This is a genomic window from Cellvibrio sp. QJXJ (assembly GCF_024452345.1).
Classification (GTDB): domain Bacteria; phylum Pseudomonadota; class Gammaproteobacteria; order Pseudomonadales; family Cellvibrionaceae; genus Cellvibrio.
The window spans coordinates 1,947,896-1,967,408 of the sequence record NZ_CP101662.1 but is presented as its reverse complement, the minus strand read 5'-3'; the positions used below and the strand labels follow the sequence as shown (position 1 = coordinate 1,967,408).

Sequence of the window (19,513 nt, the reverse complement as noted above, 5' to 3'; positions counted from 1 at the left end):
TGAGATCTGAACTACTTACAAAAAAGGATCATCTTCATCGGCAGGGAAATAGCGGTCGGCGGTAATCACCTCGGGTTTGATTCTGTGTGCCAGCAGGTCATCCACATCCTGATTTACTTGATTGATCAAGGGCAGGGCTTGGTCGCGATCAAGTGATTCCAACAACGCGTTACCCCAGATGGATACATGGCGCAGATAAATAGTGCGCGTATCCGACTTTTTAGCCCATTCGCCCGATACCAAACGCCCTATGCGGTCGATTTTGTAGCGGATTTCAGTGACTTGTTGCGGATCTTGTACCTGGGCAACCAGCTCATCGGTCATTTTGATCCAGCCGCGGCGATACAACTCCCAGCCATTATAAAAACGCAGAATCCAGGTGAGGTATTCATCTCTTGTCTGGATTTGCTTATTGATTTTGTCTGCCTCATACACTTTTACAAAATACGCGCGGGAAGGCATGGCGTCTGGCCAGGTGTCTTGCGCAGAGCGATGGGTGCTACAGGCCAGTAATGTTGAAGTGAGTGCAATCAGTATCAGTAAACGAAAAAGTTGTGCGATTTTCTGCATGGGAAAGAAATGCTCTGTTGTGCTAGAGGGTGAAGCCAGTGTGATCCACCAATGTTGCAGTAGTATAAAAGTTAGTTGATTGATTGCACAGCGCTGTGCTTTTTCAGGAGGCGAAAAGTGAGGGCCCCGCATGAGCGGCGGGGCCAATGATCTTAGCGTTCGCGTTCGCCGCGCATGCCGGCGCGGTTGTCACTGCCGCGATCGACACGGGGCGTTTCGCGGCGCTCGTTAGTCTGGAAACGGGATTGGGCGCGCTCGACTGGCTGCGGGCGCTGGGTTTGGATCCGCTCCATGCGGCTCGGTTCTATCTGCCGGCTGGGTTGCTCGGTGCGATAAATGCGCTGCCGTTCCTGGTTTGTGTTTGGACTGGGCTGTACCCGATATTCCGGTTGTTGGGTTCTGGCCGCAGGCTGTTGCACAGCATTATCGCGACGTTCCAGTTGCCGACTGTGACGCTCTACCTGGTTGTTTTCTCGCTCTGCCTGGAAATTGCGCACCCGCGGCTGTTCCTCGCCCTGACGAATACGCGGTGACTGTTGCTCAGGGCGATTGTGTTCGGCACGATTATTCATGCGCTCGCGCAGTTGCTCGGCACGGGCGGGATTGCGCTGTTCATCGCCACCGTAGATCCGTGCACGCGCATCGTTACCGCCAATAGGGCCAGCCTGGCGGCGCTCCAGACGTTGCTGGAATTGCTCGTCGCGCCCCTGGCGTTGATCCCGTGCGCGGTTAGGTGCGATGTTGTTGTCGCGCAGATTGCTACGGTACTCGCGGGTATCCCGATAGCTTTCGCGTGGGCTATTGAAGCGTTCGCGAGTGTGATTGTCGTAATAGGCCACGCCGCGTCTATGCACGGGGTTGTGGTGCCAATGACGGGCATTGCTGTGACGCACAATACTGCGGCTGTTGTAAAAGCGGTGATGGTGGTGGTGATCTACCACTACCACACGGCGGTGATGCCAATGTACCGCGCTGAAATAAAAGCGGGGGCCGAGGTAAACGCGGGGGCCCCAGTAGAAACCGGATACAAAGACATAGCTGCTGGGGTAGTGCCAATACACCGGTGGGTAGTCCGGCCACCACCAGCTGCCATACACCACGCGGGTATCGTAAGCGGGTACATACACCACTCGCTCAACCGAGGGTTCAATTACAATGGTTCGCTCTTCGCGAATCACTCGCACATGTTCAACTTTGTCCAAATTACCCGAATCATACGCACGGTTACGCAGGTTCTGGATACTGTCCATCACCCGCTCTTCATTGGCGAGAAAGGCGTCACCCAACTGCTGGGTCCAATCCAGGTCATCGCTCATGCGCTTTAAAATTTCAGGGAAGGCGACCAAGGCTTTTACGCTGGGGTCCCAATCCTGATTGTCTACTGCATTAACGGCATCTTCCCCTTTATAGCGCGGGTTATTGCGCGCCCAGCGGTCTGCCTCCACCACTTCAAGCGGGTAGGTGGATGCGATCAGCACATGGGATAAAACCGTGTCGGGGTAGAGGGCGACAGGGGCGAGCAGTGAATCCAACTGCGCTTCACTAAAGCTCGCTTGCGTCGCGGCACCGCGATAGGCTGGAGGCTCCACGGCGTTAGTGGTGGTACAACCCACTAGTAACGGCAACAGCAGGCTGAGTGTTAACGCTAGTTTTCCGGGGCGTTGCAGTAGCTGGCTAGTCATGATGCTTCTCACTGTTATCACGCATTTATCAACCCAAGCACCCATTAGAGGGCGGATTGGCGCTCATGGTTCATTTATAGGCGCACGGGGCTTAATGCTGGCTGAACTGTTTATCACCGCTTTGCTCCCGGTTATAGCTCCCTCGGTCTTCACTACTTATCTGTACTGCTTACGCTGTTGCTTGACTAATCAACAAGCGCCCCGATAATGGCGCACCGCTGTAATGCAAACTGCAGTATTGCCCCTCATACCCGAAAACCCAGAGCCGAACGCCGAGAGCCGCGCATGATTGATGTGAATTTTCAGTTAAAAGGTAGTGCTATTACCGTAGTGGTATTAGCGATTATTCGCTACGAACCCAAGAGTTTGATAGACGAACTGAAAGAGAAAATTACCCAAGCGCCGCAGTTCTTTGTGAACTCCCCGGTATTGATTAATCTGGATCGTCTTGAAAATCCGGAAAGCCTGAAAAAAATAGCGGATTTACTGACCATTTGCCGCGAACTGGATTTACAACCACTAGGTTTTAGCGGCGTACCTGAGGTATTGTTAGCGCCAGTCAACAAGACCGGTTTGGCCATATTGCCAACCCCCAGTGAGCGTGCGCTTAAACTCCCCAAACAAGATACACCTGCTGCGGTAGAAACGGTGGTTGAGCGTGTTGTGGAAACCGTTGTTGAAACTGTGATTGAAGAGCGACTGGTGCAGCGCCAGAGCAAAGTCATTACTCGCCCGGTGCGCTCAGGCCAACAGATTTACGCGGAAGGCGCGGATTTGATTGTTCTGGCGCAAGTCAGTGAAGGTGCGGAAGTCTTGGCTGATGGCCATATCCATATTTACGGCACCCTGCGCGGCCGTGCACTTGCCGGTGTAAAAGGCGATGAAACGGCGCGCATTTTCTGCCAGCAAATGGAGGCGGAATTAGTTTCGGTGGCAGGTAATTTTGTATTGCAGGATTCCCTGCCAAAAGAATTATTCAAAAAGCCGGTGCAGGTATCACTGCAGGGCGAAAAAGTGGTTGTGGACGCATTGGTAAATAGCTAGATGCGCATGCCCATTTGATATTTCCGGATTTTGTTTAACTATCCATGATTTGTTATTTATCCATTATTTTTATTTAGCTAGTTTTGTTATTTAAAGGAGCCTCCCTTGGCCAAGATTATCGTTGTTACATCAGGTAAAGGCGGAGTGGGCAAAACCACCTCCAGCGCAGCAATCAGCACCGGCTTGGCGATGCGCGGCCATAAAACCGTGGTTATCGATTTTGACGTGGGTTTGCGTAACCTCGATCTGATTATGGGTTGTGAACGCCGCGTTGTTTACGACTTCGTAAATGTTGTGAAAGGCGAATCGACATTGAATCAAGCGTTAATCAAAGATAAACGCACAGAAGGTTTGTACGTTCTGCCTGCCTCGCAAACTCGCGATAAAGACGCACTTACCCGCGAGGGCGTTGAGGTTGTTATCAACGAACTCTCCAAAGATTTTGAATACATCGTGTGTGATTCACCGGCCGGTATTGAACAGGGCGCTTTGATGGCATTGTATTTCGCCGATATCGCGATTGTAGTCACCAACCCGGAAGTATCTTCCGTGCGTGACTCGGATCGTATTCTCGGTATTCTGCAAAGCAAGTCGCGTCGCGCTGAGCAAAATCTGGAGCCAATCAAAGAGCATTTGCTACTCACTCGCTACAACCCGGTGCGCGTAGAGGCGGGTGAAATGTTAAGTGTTAGCGATGTAGAAGAAATTCTTGCCATTCCGCTGCTGGGTGTAATTCCCGAATCAGAAGCGGTATTAAAAGCGTCGAATCAGGGTACTCCGGTGATTCTCGACGACGCAACTGCTGCAGGTCAGGCCTACAACGACGCAGTGGATCGCCTGCTGGGTAAAGATATTCCTCACCGTTTCCTGGAAGCGGAAAAGAAAAGTTTCCTTAAGCGTTTGCTGGGGGTATAAGCCGTGAGCATTTTTGATTACTTGCGCAAGAAGCGCGCGCCGTCATCGGCATCTGTAGCAAAGGAACGTTTGCAAATTATCGTGGCGCATGAGCGTACTAAACGCAACTTGCACCAGCCGGATTTCCTGCCGCAAATGCAGCAGGAAATTATTGCGGTAATTCGCAAATACATTCACATCGAATCCGATCAGGTGACTGTGAATCTCGACAATTCTGACAACTGTTCGGTGTTGGAATTGAACATCACACTGCCGGATTAAACCATGCGCAGTGTGATTCTGCAGCCAATAAAAAAGGGACGCGCTGTGTAAGCGCGTCCCTTTTTTTACCACAGTAGCTTGTATGGCGATGGTGCGTGGTGAGGTTCGGTTGCGTGGGTGTAGTATCCGCACTGAAAAAAGTTATTTGTTTTGGATCAAGCAATTTATTTTTTTTCATCAGAAGCGGCGCCCTAATGAAATGGGGGCTGCTAAGGTTAAGGTGTTTTTGACATGGCTTGCGGTGAAGCGCAATCTGGCGATTAATACCCAGAAGGTTGGCTTGAACGCCTTGGTTTTTCTTTATGCCAAGGTGCTTAAAGTGGAGCTGGGTGATTTGGGCTTTGCGTTGGCAACCAAGCAGCGTTATTTGCCTTCGGCATTAATACCCGATGAGGTGTTGCGCATACTGAATCACTTGCAAGGACGTGATCGTTTAATTAGCGAAATGTTGTATGCCAGTGGTTTTCGTATTACCGAATGTTTGCGCCTTCGGGTACAGGATATCGATTTTTCTGCGCATTCGATTTGCGTTCGCGATGCAAAAGGCAATAAGGATCGCCAAACATTATTAAGTGCTTCGTATTTCCATCTTCCAAGTTGTGTGAGCACCCGGTTTCGGGGGTTCAGTGTCGTCATCATTTATATGACTCGGTGGTGCGCAAAGCATTACAAAGAGCAGTTGTGCTGGCAGGCGTAGATAGAAAGCGGATAAGTTGCCATACTTTTCGTCATTCTTTCGCTACTCATTTATTGCAGTCAGGTTGCGATATTCGCAATTTGCAAGAATTGTTGGGCCACAAAGATGTTAAGACAACGCAGATATATACCCATGTTATCGGGCGTCACTTTGTTGGAATTAATAGTCCATTGGATGTCTTGCGTGGTGGGTTGCGGTAGTTGCTTCGCCTCGCGCACGCCATTTGTTATGCTGAGCGCCGTTTAGCTTAGTGGATCAATCATGCGTACTTTATATACCGGCCTGTTTTACTTTTTGCTTCCTTTTATTTTATTGCGCTTGTTGTGGCGCGCTATGGCGGCTCCTGCTTATGCGAAGCGCTGGGCGGAGCGGTTTGGTTTTTTCTCGCCGTTGGTTACCAATAAAAAAGTAGTGTGGTTACATACTGTTTCAGTAGGGGAATTTTTAGCGGCGCTGCCGTTGATTCGTCGCCTGCAGGCTGATGCGAGTTTGCAGTTAGTGATTACAACTACCACGCCTACCGGTTCGGAACGTGTGCGCAGTGCGTTGGGTGATTCAGTATTTCATGTGTACGCACCTTATGATTTGCCTGACGCTCTTGGGCGATTTTTACGACGGGTAAAACCCGCGTTGTTTTTGGTGATGGAAACAGAGCTTTGGCCGAACACTCTGGCGGCGTGTGCCAAGCGAGCGATTCCTTCATTGCTGATTAATGGGCGCTTGTCTGAAAGGTCGGCGCGCGGTTATGCGCGTTTTTCGGCGTTGACCAAACCAATGTTGGGCGATCTCTCATTGGCGTTGATACAAAATACGGTGGACGCGCAGCGGTTTATTGATTTGGGCCTGCCCAAGGCTAAAGCGGTAGTGACTGGCAATATTAAATTTGATTTGTTTTTGGGGGATGAATTGCGCGGTCAGGCGCAACAGTTAAAACAACAATTGTCTGCGCAGGGGCAGCGCCCGGTATTGATCGCGGCCAGTACGCATCAAGGGGAAGATGAAATAATTCTCGACGCATTTGCGCAAGTGCGTGCCAGTAATTCAGCTGCAGCGCAACGGGCGGTATTAGTGTTAGTGCCGCGCCATCCCGAACGTTTTGAGCGGGTGGGGCAGCTGTGCAGTGCTCGTGGTTTTGAGTTGGCTCGCCGCAGTGAACAGCAGTGGTCTGACTCCGCCGATATATTGCTTGGCAATACCATGGGTGAATTGCTCTTAATGTTTGGTGCGAGCGATATGGCGTTTGTGGGTGGCAGCCTGGTGCCTAATGGTGGGCATAATTTTATCGAGCCAGCGGCCTGGGGTTTGCCCTTACTCAGCGGTGAGCATCTGTTTAATTTTGCGGAGGTGGCGAGTTTAATGACGGAGGCTGGCGCATTAGTGCGAGTTAGTTCGGCAGCGCAGTTAGCACAGGCGTTTTTGCAATTGATTGATGATAAATCCGAGCGCGAGCGGCGTGGTGCGGCAGCTTTAAATGTTGCCTTGGATAACCGTGGCGCCCTGGATAAAACCTGTTCTCTTATTCAGCGCTATATTGAATAGGGTGGCAGCGCGACGTTATGGCGTTGATAAAACATAGATTCGATAAAAAAATGCCAGGCAAAAGCCTGGCATTTTTTTTGGAGCATTTGTACTCGGGCAGGCTTAGTTTTCGTATTGGCTACGGTTTACTAATGCGTCGTCCAACAGCCACTTATCAATTTCCTGCACGTCAGCAGGCGTGAGCATACCGGCTACTTCGCGCAATTTAATGGTATTGATTACGTAGGTGTAGAGCGCATCGGAATAGTTGCGGCGCGCTTGATAAAGGTTGCGCTGGGCGAGCAATACTTCTACCAGGTTGCGAGTTCCCACTTCATAACCGGATTGGGTTGCTTCCAGTGCAGATTGGTTGGAGACGATCGCCTGCTTGCGTGCTTGAACGTTGGCGACATCGGTTTCTACTGACAAGTGCAGGGCGCGAGTGTTTTGAATCACGTTGCGCTGGGTACTGTTGTAAAGCTCTTGTGCCTGGGTGTATTGCGCATAGGCTTGACGGCTGCGGCCAGAGGTTGCGCCTCCACTATATATAGGTACATCAAGGCGCAGTGAAATGGTTGTGCCATTTCTGCTGATGTCGCTTGGCCCACCGGTTTGCCCGCCATTATCGCTGTCCGATTCGCTATCGGAATAACCCAGGTTAGCGCCCAATGTTGGCAAATGGCCCGATTTGTTAGCTTTGGCAAATTGCAACGATGCATCAGCTTGTAGCTTGGACGCTTTCAGGTTGTAGTTGTTCTGTAACGAGAACTCAACCCAGTCGGCGCGGTTAGCGGGTGTAGGTGCAACGACCGGGAACTTGGGAGATAGGGGAGCAACCTGGTCTTCCGGTTTACCGGTCAGTACTTCAAGTGCTTCGTAATTGATACTTAAGTTGCCGCGTGCAACCAATGTGGCTGCGCGTGCGCTGTCAAAAGCAGCTTGGGCTTCGTGCACTTCAGTGATTGCGGTCAAGCCCACATCAAAACGCTGTTTGGTTTGCTCCAGCTGTTTAGCCAAGGCTTTTTCTTCTGCGATGGTTGCTTCCAGGGTTTCTACTGAACGCAATACATTGAAGTAGGCTTCTGCCACGCGCACAATCAGGCTTTGTTGGTCGGCACCGTATTGCGCTTCGGCTTGTTCACTCAGCTTCCCACCTTGTTTGTAGCTGTACCAGTAGGACATGTTGAACAAGGGTTGGCTCAGCGAGACTTCCCAGCTTTTACCATCGGTATCATTTTTGAGGCTGGTATTGGTCAGATTGTCAGTGGTTTCGATATCGGAGTTCGAGATCTGGGCGTTGGCATTGATCTGCGGCAACAAATTGGAGCGGGCGATAGTTTTATTTTCAAGGCCTGCTTCATATTTAGCTCTGTCGGCTTTTAATTGGGCGTCATTTTGCAGTGCGAGTTCGTACACATCCAGCAGGCTATTGGCGCTGGCAGTAAAAGGCGTTAGCGAAAACAGGCTAACGAGTAAGTAGAGCTTGGTCTTTTTCATAGAGGTTTCCAAAGTCCAGAGTTTAAGAATTCCAGTTCAGCATCCGCAGTATTTATTGCCTGAGGGCGCAATTAAAAACGGATGTAAGCACAAATATACAAGTTGCGTGGAGTTTAGCCGCTTGCTGTCTTGGGGTCGAGAAATGAACAAGGGTTCAGTGGTTAAAAAGGGTAAAACGTTAGTGCCGCAACAGGAAGTTACAAATGTAAGCGGGGTTCCTGTGTTTACCTTTCTAAACCTGCCGGACGCTATATTGGCGAGTTCAATTAGCCCAAGTAATTCCTTAGATGCAATAAAACAGCATACAGATTCACTGTTCGCAAAATTGTTAGTTTGTGTTTATACCGTTGGTAGGTCCTAAATAGGTCATTTTTGGCGAATATCACCTCTTACGCAGAATGTTTGATTGCTTCGCCGCAGGCCAACTTTTATCATGCGCGCCCATTTGCACTGTGCCGGGTTTGGGTAAAACCCTCCTTCATGCCGGGCCGAATCGTTACTTGTCAGTTACAAGTCCTTCGATACGATGTTGGTCTGTTGCCTTGCTGCCGATTTTTTAACTACCAAAAGGGTCTTTTATGACTATGTCCATTGAAATCGTATTGGTGATCTTTGCCGTACTCGCCCTGCTTGGGGTGGTGTTCGAGGAAGTTATCCATATCAATAAAGCCAAAACTACTTTGTTTTTCGGCAGCTTGTCGTGGTTGGTGATGTTCATGTTTGCCGGTGATCACGCACACCAGGAAGTGATGCTGGAAAAGCTGAATCACAACCTGTTGGAGATTGCGACACTGTGGTTGTTCCTTATGGCGACCATGACTTTTGTTGCTTACCTCAATGCCAAGGGAATAGTGCAGTCCGTCGTGCAGCGCCTGTGCCCCGCACAGATGAGCACCCGCAGTTTGATGATATTGGTAGCCTTGTTTGCCATGACACTGTCAATGGTGTGCGACAACGTGACCGCAACCTTGGTAACGCTCGGCTTGGTGCATGCTTTTGATGTGGATCAGCGCACGCGCATCAAACTCGCGGTGTTGGTTGTTTTTGCGGTTAACTCTGGTGGTGTTGCCTTGATCACCGGCGATGTCACCACGCTGATGATCTTCCTCTCCGGCCATGTGACAATGCCGCAACTATTACTGCTTTGGGTTCCGGCGATTGTAGGGGTCATGGTATTAGCGGGATTGATGTTCCCTGGTGTGTCCGGCCAAGTTGCTACAGAAAAAGATGCCCGCACCTTTACTGGCATGGATTGGGCGATTGTCGGCACCTTCTTCAGCACCATTGCCTGCACCATGTTATTCAACTTTTTCTTTGGTGTGCCGCCGGTACTGACCTTTTTGGTGGGGCTGTCAATTATGTTCTTTATTGGCCATTTTATGGACATGGACCCGGAAGAAACGCGTATTTTGGAATATGTACGTCAAATCGAATATGAAACCCTGTTGTTCTTTCTCGGGATTTTGTTATTGGTCGGTATGCTCAAAGAAATTGGCACCCTGGATTTGCTCACCAATTTCTATGCCCAGTTGGCTCCGCAATACGCCAACTACTTGATGGGCTTGTTCTCCGCCATGATCGATAACGTGCCCCTGACAGCAGCGCTTCTCAAATCGGAGCCCGTGTTGCAAACACCCGAATGGTTGGCGTTGACCTATGGCGTAGGTGTGGGTGGTTCATTGTTGGCAATTGGCTCTGCGGCGGGAATTATCGCTATGAGCAAAGTGAAAGGGCTAACCTTTGGTGCATTCTTGCGCTATACCCCCTTTGTATTTATTGCGTATACCTGTGGTTATGTAGTCGCTTTGACATTGGCCAATGTAGTATTTGGTTGATCGCCAGGAGCGGTGCTGAAAAACCGGAGCTTTGACTCCGGTTTTTTTATGGGCGATCGAAAACCCGCAAGGGGTAAAAAGGGTACGAATTTACACACAATTTATAAAGTTATTTCACGCCAGCTGTCAGCATCCGCACATTCTTTGCTTTAACATTTTTTCACTTTTCTGCGGAGCACTTATGTCGTCATTGGATATCGCCAAGCTCGACCTCATGTATGTCGGGATCATTATTTTTACCGGGCTGTTAGGCGGTGTGATCGCCAAAAAAATAAAGGTACCCGACATAGTCCTTTTTTTGCTCATCGGGATTGGTTTGGGGCCCACCATCGGCGGGGTATTGCATGTGCCAGCTGACTCAACGATGAATCAGCTAATTCTCACCATCGGCGCTTGTTATCTGCTGTTTGAAGGCGGGGCAACGCTGCGTTTTGCTGTGTTAAAAGAAATATGGATTTCATTAGCGGTGATCGCTACCTTCGGTGTATTAATTACCGGGGCGATCATTACCTACGCCGGCGTCTGGTTGGGCATTCCTATTGGTGTTGCACTGGTGTTAGGGGCGTTGACGGCATCCACTGACCCCGCCACTCTGGTACCGATTTTCAAACAAGTCCCGATTAAAGATCGGGTATCACAAACGGTTATGAGCGAGTCAGCGCTCAATGATGCCATGGGTGCGATTGCGACATTTGCAGTGGTGGCTTATGTGATGGGAACCGGCGAGGGGTTTAGCTTGACTCACTCCCTGGGGGAGCTGGCGTATGAGGCTGGCATGGGCTTGGTGTTAGGGGCGATTGTTGGCTACAGCGCCGCGTTTTTAATGGCGCACAACAGTTTTGGTATTTTTCGCGAAGTGACGCCATTTGTGATTATCCTGGCAGTTATCACCGTCTATTTGCTGGCCGACAAAATCGGTGCCTCCGGTTTTATGGCGGTATTTACCTGCGGTGTGATGATCGGCAACAAAGAGACATTTAATTTGCCGCTCGATGATCATGAACACGAGTATCTGGAAGATTATGTGGGTAATACCGCGCTATTAATGCGTATGTTTATCTTTATCCTGCTGGGCTCGCAGGTAGATTTCCACTTGCTCAAAGAATACTTGGGTGTTGGTCTGGTCCTGTTGTTTATTTTTATGTTTATCGCCCGTCCCCTGACGGTATTTATTTGCGCAGGCCCTGACCGTCGTGCCAAGTGGACATGGAAAGAGTTGGTATTTATGAGTTGGACCCGTGAAACCGGGGTAATCCCGGCAGCGCTGGTGGGTATTCTGGCTGGCATGAAGGTGCCGGGTATCGATGTGGTCGGTGCAATCACCTTTATCTTTATTCTGGGCACCATTTTGATCCAGGCTCCAACCACTGCACTGTTGGCAGGGAAATTGGGCTTATTGAAATCCCAGGAAAAATAACCTCACCGGTAGGGGCGCAGCAAGCGGCGTCCCTACCTTTACTCTGCAGCTTAACTCCAATAGACTGCGGTTTTCTTGTCGGGGTGCTTTTTGTTCGCTGTATGCGGGCAACGAGGCTGAGATATACCCGCCGACCTGATCCGGTTAGTACCGGCGTAGGGAACGAGAGCCTCCAGTTTTTGCATGCCTATTAAGTGTGCCTTGGTTATTTCTCTCCTTTCCGCGCTTTACTGTTTTTACTCATTGCGGAAATTTAATGAACCCTCACCTGCAGACCCCTATAGCCCTGACCATTGCTGGTAGCGACAGCGGCGGTGGTGCCGGTATTCAAGCGGATCTAAAAACCTTTTCCGCGCTGGGAGTATTTGGTACCAGTGCCATCACCTCGCTCACTGCGCAAAATACTATGGGGGTGCAAGGTGTATTGCCTATTCCTCCGGCGTTTGTGCAGCAGCAAATTCATTCGGTATTGAGTGATATCAATGTCGGTGCGATCAAAAGTGGCATGTTGGCAACAGCGGAAATTATTGCAGCAGTGGCTGAATCCCTGAGTGCTTACCCACAAATTCCTTTTGTACTGGATCCGGTAATGGTCGCCACCAGTGGCGATAGATTATTGGCAGAAGATGCAATCCACACACTGATTGGAAAATTGCTACCACTCGCTACGCTGGTTACTCCAAATTTGCATGAGGCGGCGGTATTGTTGAACACGCGCATGGCGCAAAATCGTGAGCAGATGCAATTGCAAGGTGAACAAATTATTGCCTTGGGCGCGCGCGCGGTATTGATGAAGGGCGGGCACACCGATGGTGAGGAAGCAACCGATTTATTAATTACCCCGACGGGCGTTGAAGCTTTTTCTGCGCCGCGGCTAGCCACTAAAAATACCCACGGAACCGGTTGTACTTTGGCATCGGCAATTGCCGCTGGTTTGGCCAAACAATTATCACTCAGTGACTCGGTCAAACAGGCAAAAAATTATTTACATCAAGCCTTGGTGCACTCTGAAAAATTGCACATAGGGCAGGGCTCAGGCCCGGTTCATCACTTCTATTCTTTTTATTAAATCACGTTCTATTATCCAAATTTATTTAAATACCTGATTAAGACAAGGCCACTATTATGAATACCAGCGTCGAAAAAATTCTCAGCCAAACCGCCGAAGTCGATAAAGCTTCGGTACAGCCCTTTACTGGCTCACAAAAAATTTATGTGCAGGGTTCGCGCGCGGATATTCAAGTGCCCATGCGTGAGATTACGCTCGCTGATACTCCGACTGATTTTGGCGGCGAGAAGAATCCACCGGTACGTGTCTACGACACTTCCGGCCCTTACACAGATCCGAACGTAAAAATTGATTTGCGCACCGGTTTGGGCGATGTGCGCACCGCCTGGATCGAAGAGCGCAATGACACCGAAATATTGGAAGACAGCCATTCGGAATTTACTAATGCGCGCCTGAACGACCCTAAATTGGCGAGCCTGCGTTTCAATCTCACCCGTAAACCGCGCCGCGCCAAACCGGGCATGAACGTATCGCAAATGCATTACGCCAAAAAAGGGATCATTACCCCGGAGATGGAGTACATCGCCATCCGCGAAAATATGGCGCTGGCCCAAGCGCGTGAATTGAGTGTAGATCCTCAATATAAAGCTTTGGGGCAGCAGCACAAAGGCATGAGTTTTGGTGCAAGTATTCCCGATGAAATCACTCCGGAGTTTGTGCGCGATGAAGTGGCGCGCGGCCGTGCGATTATCCCTGCAAATATCAATCACCCGGAATTGGAGCCGATGATTATCGGGCGTAATTTTCTGGTAAAAATTAACGGCAATATCGGTAACTCAGCATTGGGTTCATCAATTGAGGAAGAAGTAGAAAAACTTACTTGGGGTGCACGTTGGGGCGCGGATACGGTGATGGATTTGTCTACCGGCAAAAATATTCACGAAACCCGCGAGTGGATTATTCGCAACTCCCATGTACCTATTGGCACTGTACCTATTTATCAGGCGCTGGAAAAAGTAGACGGTGTTGCGGAAAATCTGACGTGGGAAATTTTTCGCGATACATTAATTGAGCAAGCTGAGCAGGGTGTGGATTATTTTACGATTCACGCCGGTGTGTTGCTGCGCTACGTGCCGCTCACCGCTAAACGTGTGACGGGCATTGTATCGCGCGGTGGTTCGATCATGGCCAAGTGGTGTCTGGCGCATCACAAAGAAAATTTCCTTTACACCCATTTCGACGAAATTTGCGAAATCATGAAAGCCTATGACGTTAGCTTTTCATTGGGTGATGGGTTGCGCCCTGGTTCGATTGCTGATGCAAATGACGAAGCGCAATTTGGCGAGCTGGAAACGCTCGGTGAGTTAACCAAGATTGCGTGGAAACACGATGTGCAATGCATGATTGAAGGCCCGGGTCATGTGCCTATGCATATGATTAAAGAAAATATGGATAAGCAATTGGAGCTGTGCGATGAAGCACCTTTCTATACGCTTGGCCCATTAACGACGGATATAGCACCGGGTTACGATCACATCACCTCGGGTATTGGTGCGGCCATGATCGGCTGGTTCGGTTGCGCTATGCTCTGCTATGTAACACCCAAAGAGCATTTGGGTTTACCGAATAAAGATGACGTGAAAGAAGGGATCATCACTTACAAAATTGCCGCGCACGCAGCGGATTTGGCCAAAGGCCATCCGGGGGCGCAGCTGCGTGATAATGCGTTATCCAAAGCGCGTTTTGAATTCCGCTGGGAAGATCAATTCAATCTCGGCCTTGATCCGGATACTGCGCGCTCTTATCACGATGAAACTCTGCCGAAAGATTCGGCCAAAGTTGCACACTTCTGCTCTATGTGTGGCCCGAAATTTTGTTCGATGAAAATCACCCAGGAAGTGCGCGACTACGCGGCAAAAAATGGCACTGATATTTCGGTGATTGGCGATCAGGATATTATCAAGATGATCGATGTGGAAGCGGAAATGAAACAAAAATCCAAAGAGTTTTTGGAAGCAGGTGCTGAGATTTATCACAGAGTTTAAATCAGCGACCAGGCTTTAAATCCCCTGCTCCCCTTTGGGAAAGGGGAGCAGGGGATTTAAATAATCAATAAGACTTTATCTATGATCAAAAAACCCGAATTCACTCGCGCGGATGTGGAAATCATTCGCCGCGAAGAAATGTACAAACGTTTTTTCCGTGTAGAAAAAATCTTTCTGCGCCACAAATTATTTGATGGTGGCTGGGGCAAGGAGATTGGTCGCGAATTATTTGTGCGCGGTGAAGCAGTAGCAGTTGTGCTTTATGATCCAAAACAGGATTTGATCGGCATGGTAGAACAATTTCGTATAGGAGCCTTGGATGAGCCTAACGGCCCTTGGTGTTATGAAGTGGTTGCCGGCATGTTGGAGGAGGGCGAGTCGCCAGAAGAGGTTGCGCGGCGCGAGCTAATCGAAGAGGCAAATATAGTACCTTATGCGATGGAGTATATTTGCAATTATTTATCCAGCCCCGGCGGCTGCGACGAGAAGTTACATTTATTTTGCGGCTTGTGTGATCTCAGTGAGGCCGGCGGTGTTTTTGGTTTGCCAGAGGAAGGTGAAGATATTCGCGTTCATGTACTAGCCGCTGATGATGTTTTCGCAGAGTTATTAAACGGTGCGTTTAATAATGCCGCCGCGTTAATTTGTTTGCAGTGGTTGCAAATGAATCGCAACCGTTTGCGTTTGCAAGTTGCTGCAGAATAAATTTTTCTTGCCATTGACTTAGTCCTGTCTGTGACTAACACTTCTCTCAGGGTGAAAAAGAATGTGCGCCCGGGCAATGGTGCGATATCACCCGCATGGTGTAATAAATTATTCGTTTTAATCCGGTACTATTTCGTCCGGGACTACTTTAATCAGGCCTCTATGTTTACATTGCGTGTTGCCAAGGCTCAGCCCGAGTACGTTACTTACAAAGAGCGTTACAAGGTTGATTTACCTTTGCAAATGGCGGAGTGTGAGGCAAATTATGCACGCTTGACGAAATTAACCGCGCCTGTTGAGGCCGATGAAATTCGGTTTATGGTTACTCGTGCAAATCAACAGTGGTTACATTTATTAAGAGTCACCGAGCGCTCCCCCTACACCACCACTCTGGAGCTGAGCCGAACAAGTGTGGGGCAATCATCGCAATGGCTCTCCATGCCCAAACTTACCCTGCGTATGTATCACGATGCCAAGCTTGCTGAGGTATTGGCGTGGGAGGGGCACAAACGTTTACGTCCCCGTTACGACTACCCCAACCAATCCATGTACCAAAGTGATGAAAAATACCAACTAAACCGTTTTTTGGGGGAGTGGTTGAATCTTTGTTTGGAGCAGGGGCACGCGGTTGGTGAACTCGCCTCTTTTTAAAAGAGTGTCGATCAGGTCACAGTGACGCTCAAGTTTTACACTTCTTGGCCTTCGATCATCTCATTTTTCTTTTTTGATACTGGCGTGATAACTCCCTTGCGTATATTGTTGCTGTTAATATCGCTATTAGTTTGACGTCTCAGTCATCGTGACAGGTCGTCAAAGTCCGATGATCTGTTCAAACCCGACAAAAATAACCCAATCACCAAAGAAAACCCGACTATCAAAGGATGAGAGCCGCCAGTGCGTCTGATTCAGATAACCGATTGCCATTTGGGAGCGCAGCAGAGCGAATCCCTTCTGGGGCTTAATACTGACCAGAGTCTTGATGATGTTTTGCAGCTGATTCAAACCTCTGAGGTTGGTTTTGATCATCTTTTGTGTACTGGCGATGTGGCCAGCGAAGCGCATAGAGATTGTTATCAGCGTTTTGAAACCAATATTCGCCGCTACTTCTCCCAGCCTATGAGCTGGTTGCCTGGCAATCATGACTCAGCGGAATTGATGGCCGCCAATCAGGAGCGCCTTGGCATTCAAAGCCGTTTGGTGATGTTGGGGCAGTGGGTATTGGTTTTATTGGACTCCAGTGTGCCCGGACAGGTTTACGGTCAGTTGGCTGCCAGTGAACTGGATTTTCTTGAGCATGCCTTGCGTGCGCATCGCGATAAGCATGTGATTATTTCCCTGCATCACCAACCAGTGCTGGTGGGGAGTGTATGGATCGATCAATACATAGTGCGCAATGCCGATGCCTTCTTCCAGCTGATTGATGCCCATACGCAGGTAAAAATTGTGACCTGGGGGCATGTCCACCAAGAGTTCCAGCAGCAGCGCAAAGGTGTCACCCTGCTGGCCACGCCTTCAACTTGTGTGCAGTTCAAACCCAAGTGTGATGATTTTACAGTGGATACCCAAATGCCCGGTTATCGCTGGTTTGATCTGCGTGGTGACGGTAGTTTTGATACGGGTGTGCTGCGCGTTACTAACAAACAGTATGTGATTGATTATAAATCGGCAGGTTATTAATCCCCCATGGCGGCATTGGTGTACATCCATGGGTTTCTGAGTTCCCCTCTCTCCTTTAAAGCGCAGCAAACGGCGCAATGGCTCGCGCAGCAGCACCCGGAAATCAGCTTCCACTGCCCGCAACTCCCCCCTTATCCGGCACAAACCCAGCTGCTGCTGGAGGCATTGGTTGAATCGCTTTTGCCTGAGCCTGTGTATTTAATGGGAAGTTCACTGGGCGGTTTTTGGGCGACTTGGCTGGCAGAAAAATATAACTTGCGTGCGGTATTGATTAACCCGGCGGTGCGCCCGCAGGATTTTATGCCCGCCTATTTAGAGGTTGACCTGAAAAGTTATCACACCGATGATAGCTACCGCTTATGTGCGCACCACATAGATGAAATTATCGCTGTGGATATAGCTCCCTCGCGCCTACAGAATTATTGGCTATTGGTACAAGCGGGCGATGAAACCCTCGATTACCGCAAGGCGGTACAAAAATATGCAGGTTGCAAACAAACAATAGAGGCGGGTGGCGATCATGCCTTCCAGGGCTTTGAACGGTTTTTTGCTGACTGCATGGATTTTTTTAATCACTAGGCTTTTTTTTAACGACTCAGCTTTTTTTAACTATTCAGCTTTTTAAATTAATCGGTAAACAGAAAATAAGATGGCTAATTATTCCGCAGAAGATATTGAAGTACTCACGGGATTGGACCCGGTAAAAAAACGCCCGGGCATGTACACCGAAACCACACGCCCCAATCACTTGGCGCAGGAGATTATCGACAACTCGGTAGATGAGGCGCTCGCCGGCCACGCTAAAACTATTGATGTGATTTTGCATAAAGATCACTCGGTCACAGTGGTGGATGATGGTCGCGGAATGCCGGTGGATATTCATCCGGAGCAGGGCAAGCCCGGCGTAGAAGTGATTTTGTGTACGCTCCATGCCGGTGGCAAATTCTCTAATAAAAATTACCAATTTTCCGGTGGTTTGCACGGCGTAGGTGTATCCGTAGTGAACGCCTTGTCGGAAAAATTAATTGTTACCGTGAAGCGTGACGGCAATGTTTACCAGATGGGTTTCTCCAATGGCGATAAAGCCAGCGACCTGGAAATTATCGACACGTGCCCCAAGCGTCAAACCGGTACCAGCGTCCATTTTTTACCAAATCCGACTTATTTTGATTCGCCCAAATTCTCTGTCAGTCGCATGCGCCATGTGTTGCGCGCCAAAGCGGTATTGTGCCCCGGCCTGACCGTCACTTTCCTCGATGAGTCAACCGGCGAAAAAGATGTTTGGTATTACGAAGACGGTTTAAAAGATTATCTCGCCGGTGCCACACAAGAGTGGCTAACCCTACCTGACAGCCCCTTTGTGGGCGATTTCAGTGGCCAAACCGAAGCCGTGACCTGGGCGGTGCAATGGTTGATGGATGGCGGCGAGTTGGTGCAGGAGTCCTACGTCAACCTGATTCCCACCGCGCAGGGTGGAACCCATGTCAATGGTTTGCGCACTGGTCTATTGGATGCGCTGCGCGACTACTGCGAATTTCGCAATTTAATTCCGCGCGGTATTAAACTCGCACCAGAGGATTTGTGGAATGCCTGCTGTTATGTGCTCTCTTACAAACACGCCGACCCACAATTTTCCGGTCAAACCAAAGAGCGCTTAACCTCGCGTGAAGCGGCAGCGTTTGTGTCGGGTATTGCTAAAGATGCGTTTGCACTCTGGTTAAACCAGCACACTGAAGACGGCGACAAACTTGCCGAATTTTGTATTAGCAATGCGCAAAAACGCGTGCGCGCCAGTAAAAAAATCGAGCGTAAACGTGTGACTCAAGGCCCGGCGCTGCCCGGTAAATTAGCCGATTGCTCCAGTGGCGATCCGGCGCGCAGCGAATTATTTTTAGTGGAAGGGGATTCAGCAGGCGGCTCGGCCAAACAAGCGCGCGATCGTGAATTTCAGGCGATTATGCCGCTGCGTGGCAAGATCCTGAACACCTGGGAGGTGGACTCGGGCGAAATTCTCGCCAGTCAGGAAGTGCACGATATTTCAGTTGCGATTGGCATGGACCCGGGCAGCGAAGATTTAAGTGAGCTGCGCTATCACAAAATTTGTATTCTCGCGGATGCGGACTCGGACGGTTTGCATATCGCGACACTCTTGTGTGCGCTGTTTGTGAAGCACTTTCCGGTATTGGTACGTCGCGGTCATGTATTTGTGGCCATGCCGCCGCTGTACCGTATCGATATTGGTAAAGAAGTGTATTACGCGCTGGATGAAGGCGAAAAAAATGGTGTGCTCAATCGCATCGCTGCCGAAAATAAAAAAGGCAAACCCAACGTGCAACGCTTTAAAGGTTTGGGTGAGATGAACCCGTTACAGCTGCGTGAAACTACTATGGCGCGCGATACCCGTCGTTTGGTACAACTCACGATTGGTGAGGACGACGGCACCATGCAAATCATGGATATGATGCTCGCTAAAAAACGAGCGGGTGATCGCAAAACCTGGCTGGAGGAAAAAGGGAACCTGGCCGAAATCGCTGTGTTGTAAATCACAGGTAAAGTTTATAAATTTATAGGATAAGGTTATAAATTTCATAGGATAAATTTATAAAGTAGAGTATATTTTGAGCAAGGATGCTCAGGAAAT

The 19,513-nt window shown here is 49.5% G+C and carries 18 protein-coding genes and 1 riboswitch; of the genes, 15 read left to right on the top strand and 3 right to left on the bottom strand.

What is annotated here, in order from left to right; genetic code table 11:
- Nucleotides 1-15: 15 nt before the first annotated feature.
- On the bottom strand, nucleotides 16-570 hold the full coding sequence (locus NNX04_RS08530) for a hypothetical protein (protein ID WP_261948139.1): 555 nt from the start codon (nucleotides 568-570) through the stop codon (nucleotides 16-18).
- Between the two features lie 152 nt (nucleotides 571-722).
- On the bottom strand, nucleotides 723-2,252 hold the full coding sequence (locus NNX04_RS08525; RefSeq protein ID WP_261948138.1) for a DUF3300 domain-containing protein: 1,530 nt from the start codon (nucleotides 2,250-2,252) through the stop codon (nucleotides 723-725).
- Nucleotides 2,253-2,537: 285 nt separating this feature from the next.
- Here NNX04_RS08525 and minC point away from each other — a divergent pair, with 285 nt between their 5' ends.
- The 6 genes from minC to waaA all read left to right on the top strand — a co-directional run bounded on the left by minC (nucleotide 2,538) and on the right by waaA (nucleotide 6,708).
- On the top strand, nucleotides 2,538-3,296 hold the full coding sequence (gene minC / locus NNX04_RS08520; RefSeq protein ID WP_007643093.1) for a septum site-determining protein MinC: 759 nt from the start codon (nucleotides 2,538-2,540) through the stop codon (nucleotides 3,294-3,296).
- A 105-nt stretch (nucleotides 3,297-3,401) separates the two neighbouring features.
- Nucleotides 3,402-4,211: a septum site-determining protein MinD gene (gene minD / locus NNX04_RS08515; protein ID WP_261948137.1), complete on the top strand. Its 810-nt coding sequence runs from the start codon at nucleotides 3,402-3,404 to the stop codon at nucleotides 4,209-4,211.
- A gap of 3 nt (nucleotides 4,212-4,214) precedes the next feature.
- Complete coding sequence (gene minE, locus NNX04_RS08510; RefSeq protein ID WP_007643089.1) at nucleotides 4,215-4,472, top strand: cell division topological specificity factor MinE; 258 nt, start codon at nucleotides 4,215-4,217, stop codon at nucleotides 4,470-4,472.
- An 82-nt stretch (nucleotides 4,473-4,554) separates the two neighbouring features.
- Entirely contained in the window at nucleotides 4,555-5,169 is a 615-nt protein-coding gene (locus tag NNX04_RS08505; protein ID WP_315973084.1) for a phage integrase N-terminal SAM-like domain-containing protein, read from the top strand.
- A complete protein-coding gene (locus tag NNX04_RS22820; RefSeq protein ID WP_315973083.1) occupies nucleotides 5,124-5,369 on the top strand; it encodes a tyrosine-type recombinase/integrase in 246 nt (81 codons plus the stop codon). Before NNX04_RS08505 ends, NNX04_RS22820 begins: the two co-directional genes overlap by 46 nt.
- A gap of 61 nt (nucleotides 5,370-5,430) precedes the next feature.
- Nucleotides 5,431-6,708, top strand: a complete 1,278-nt coding sequence (gene waaA, locus NNX04_RS08500) for a lipid IV(A) 3-deoxy-D-manno-octulosonic acid transferase (protein ID WP_261948136.1) — start codon at nucleotides 5,431-5,433, stop codon at nucleotides 6,706-6,708.
- Between the two features lie 102 nt (nucleotides 6,709-6,810).
- Here waaA and NNX04_RS08495 read toward each other — a convergent pair whose 3' ends face one another.
- Nucleotides 6,811-8,184, bottom strand: a complete 1,374-nt coding sequence (locus NNX04_RS08495) for a TolC family outer membrane protein (protein WP_007643074.1) — start codon at nucleotides 8,182-8,184, stop codon at nucleotides 6,811-6,813.
- Nucleotides 8,185-8,762: 578 nt separating this feature from the next.
- On the opposite strand from NNX04_RS08495, the gene nhaD reads away from it, so the two are divergent.
- The 9 genes from nhaD (at nucleotide 8,763) to parE (ending at nucleotide 19,414) form a co-directional block, all read left to right on the top strand.
- Nucleotides 8,763-10,019 carry a sodium:proton antiporter NhaD gene (nhaD, locus tag NNX04_RS08490; RefSeq protein WP_007643072.1) on the top strand — a complete coding sequence of 419 codons (1,257 nt, stop codon included), beginning with the start codon at nucleotides 8,763-8,765 and terminating at the stop codon, nucleotides 10,017-10,019.
- Nucleotides 10,020-10,200: 181 nt separating this feature from the next.
- Nucleotides 10,201-11,436 (top strand): cation:proton antiporter, encoded by a 1,236-nt coding sequence (locus NNX04_RS08485; RefSeq protein WP_261948135.1) that lies wholly within the window; start codon nucleotides 10,201-10,203, stop codon nucleotides 11,434-11,436.
- A gap of 69 nt (nucleotides 11,437-11,505) precedes the next feature.
- A riboswitch (TPP riboswitch) is annotated at nucleotides 11,506-11,615 on the top strand.
- Nucleotides 11,616-11,692: 77 nt separating this feature from the next.
- A complete protein-coding gene (gene thiD / locus NNX04_RS08480) occupies nucleotides 11,693-12,505 on the top strand; it encodes a bifunctional hydroxymethylpyrimidine kinase/phosphomethylpyrimidine kinase (RefSeq protein WP_151056758.1) in 813 nt (270 codons plus the stop codon).
- Nucleotides 12,506-12,561: 56 nt separating this feature from the next.
- Nucleotides 12,562-14,490 carry a phosphomethylpyrimidine synthase ThiC gene (gene thiC, locus NNX04_RS08475; RefSeq protein WP_261948134.1) on the top strand — a complete coding sequence of 643 codons (1,929 nt, stop codon included), beginning with the start codon at nucleotides 12,562-12,564 and terminating at the stop codon, nucleotides 14,488-14,490.
- Nucleotides 14,491-14,571: 81 nt separating this feature from the next.
- The gene (locus tag NNX04_RS08470; protein ID WP_007643065.1) at nucleotides 14,572-15,195 is read left to right on the top strand and encodes an NUDIX domain-containing protein; all 624 of its coding nucleotides are present in this window, start codon (nucleotides 14,572-14,574) and stop codon (nucleotides 15,193-15,195) included.
- A gap of 162 nt (nucleotides 15,196-15,357) precedes the next feature.
- Nucleotides 15,358-15,846 carry a DUF1249 domain-containing protein gene (locus tag NNX04_RS08465; protein WP_007643063.1) on the top strand — a complete coding sequence of 163 codons (489 nt, stop codon included), beginning with the start codon at nucleotides 15,358-15,360 and terminating at the stop codon, nucleotides 15,844-15,846.
- A gap of 243 nt (nucleotides 15,847-16,089) precedes the next feature.
- Nucleotides 16,090-16,872, top strand: a complete 783-nt coding sequence (gene cpdA / locus NNX04_RS08460; RefSeq protein WP_040392304.1) for a 3',5'-cyclic-AMP phosphodiesterase — start codon at nucleotides 16,090-16,092, stop codon at nucleotides 16,870-16,872.
- A gap of 6 nt (nucleotides 16,873-16,878) precedes the next feature.
- Nucleotides 16,879-17,451, top strand: coding sequence for a YqiA/YcfP family alpha/beta fold hydrolase (locus NNX04_RS08455; RefSeq protein ID WP_007643060.1), 573 nt, complete (start codon nucleotides 16,879-16,881; stop codon nucleotides 17,449-17,451).
- Nucleotides 17,452-17,521: 70 nt separating this feature from the next.
- Nucleotides 17,522-19,414, top strand: a complete 1,893-nt coding sequence (gene parE, locus NNX04_RS08450) for a DNA topoisomerase IV subunit B (RefSeq protein ID WP_261948133.1) — start codon at nucleotides 17,522-17,524, stop codon at nucleotides 19,412-19,414.
- Nucleotides 19,415-19,513: the final 99 nt, after the last annotated feature.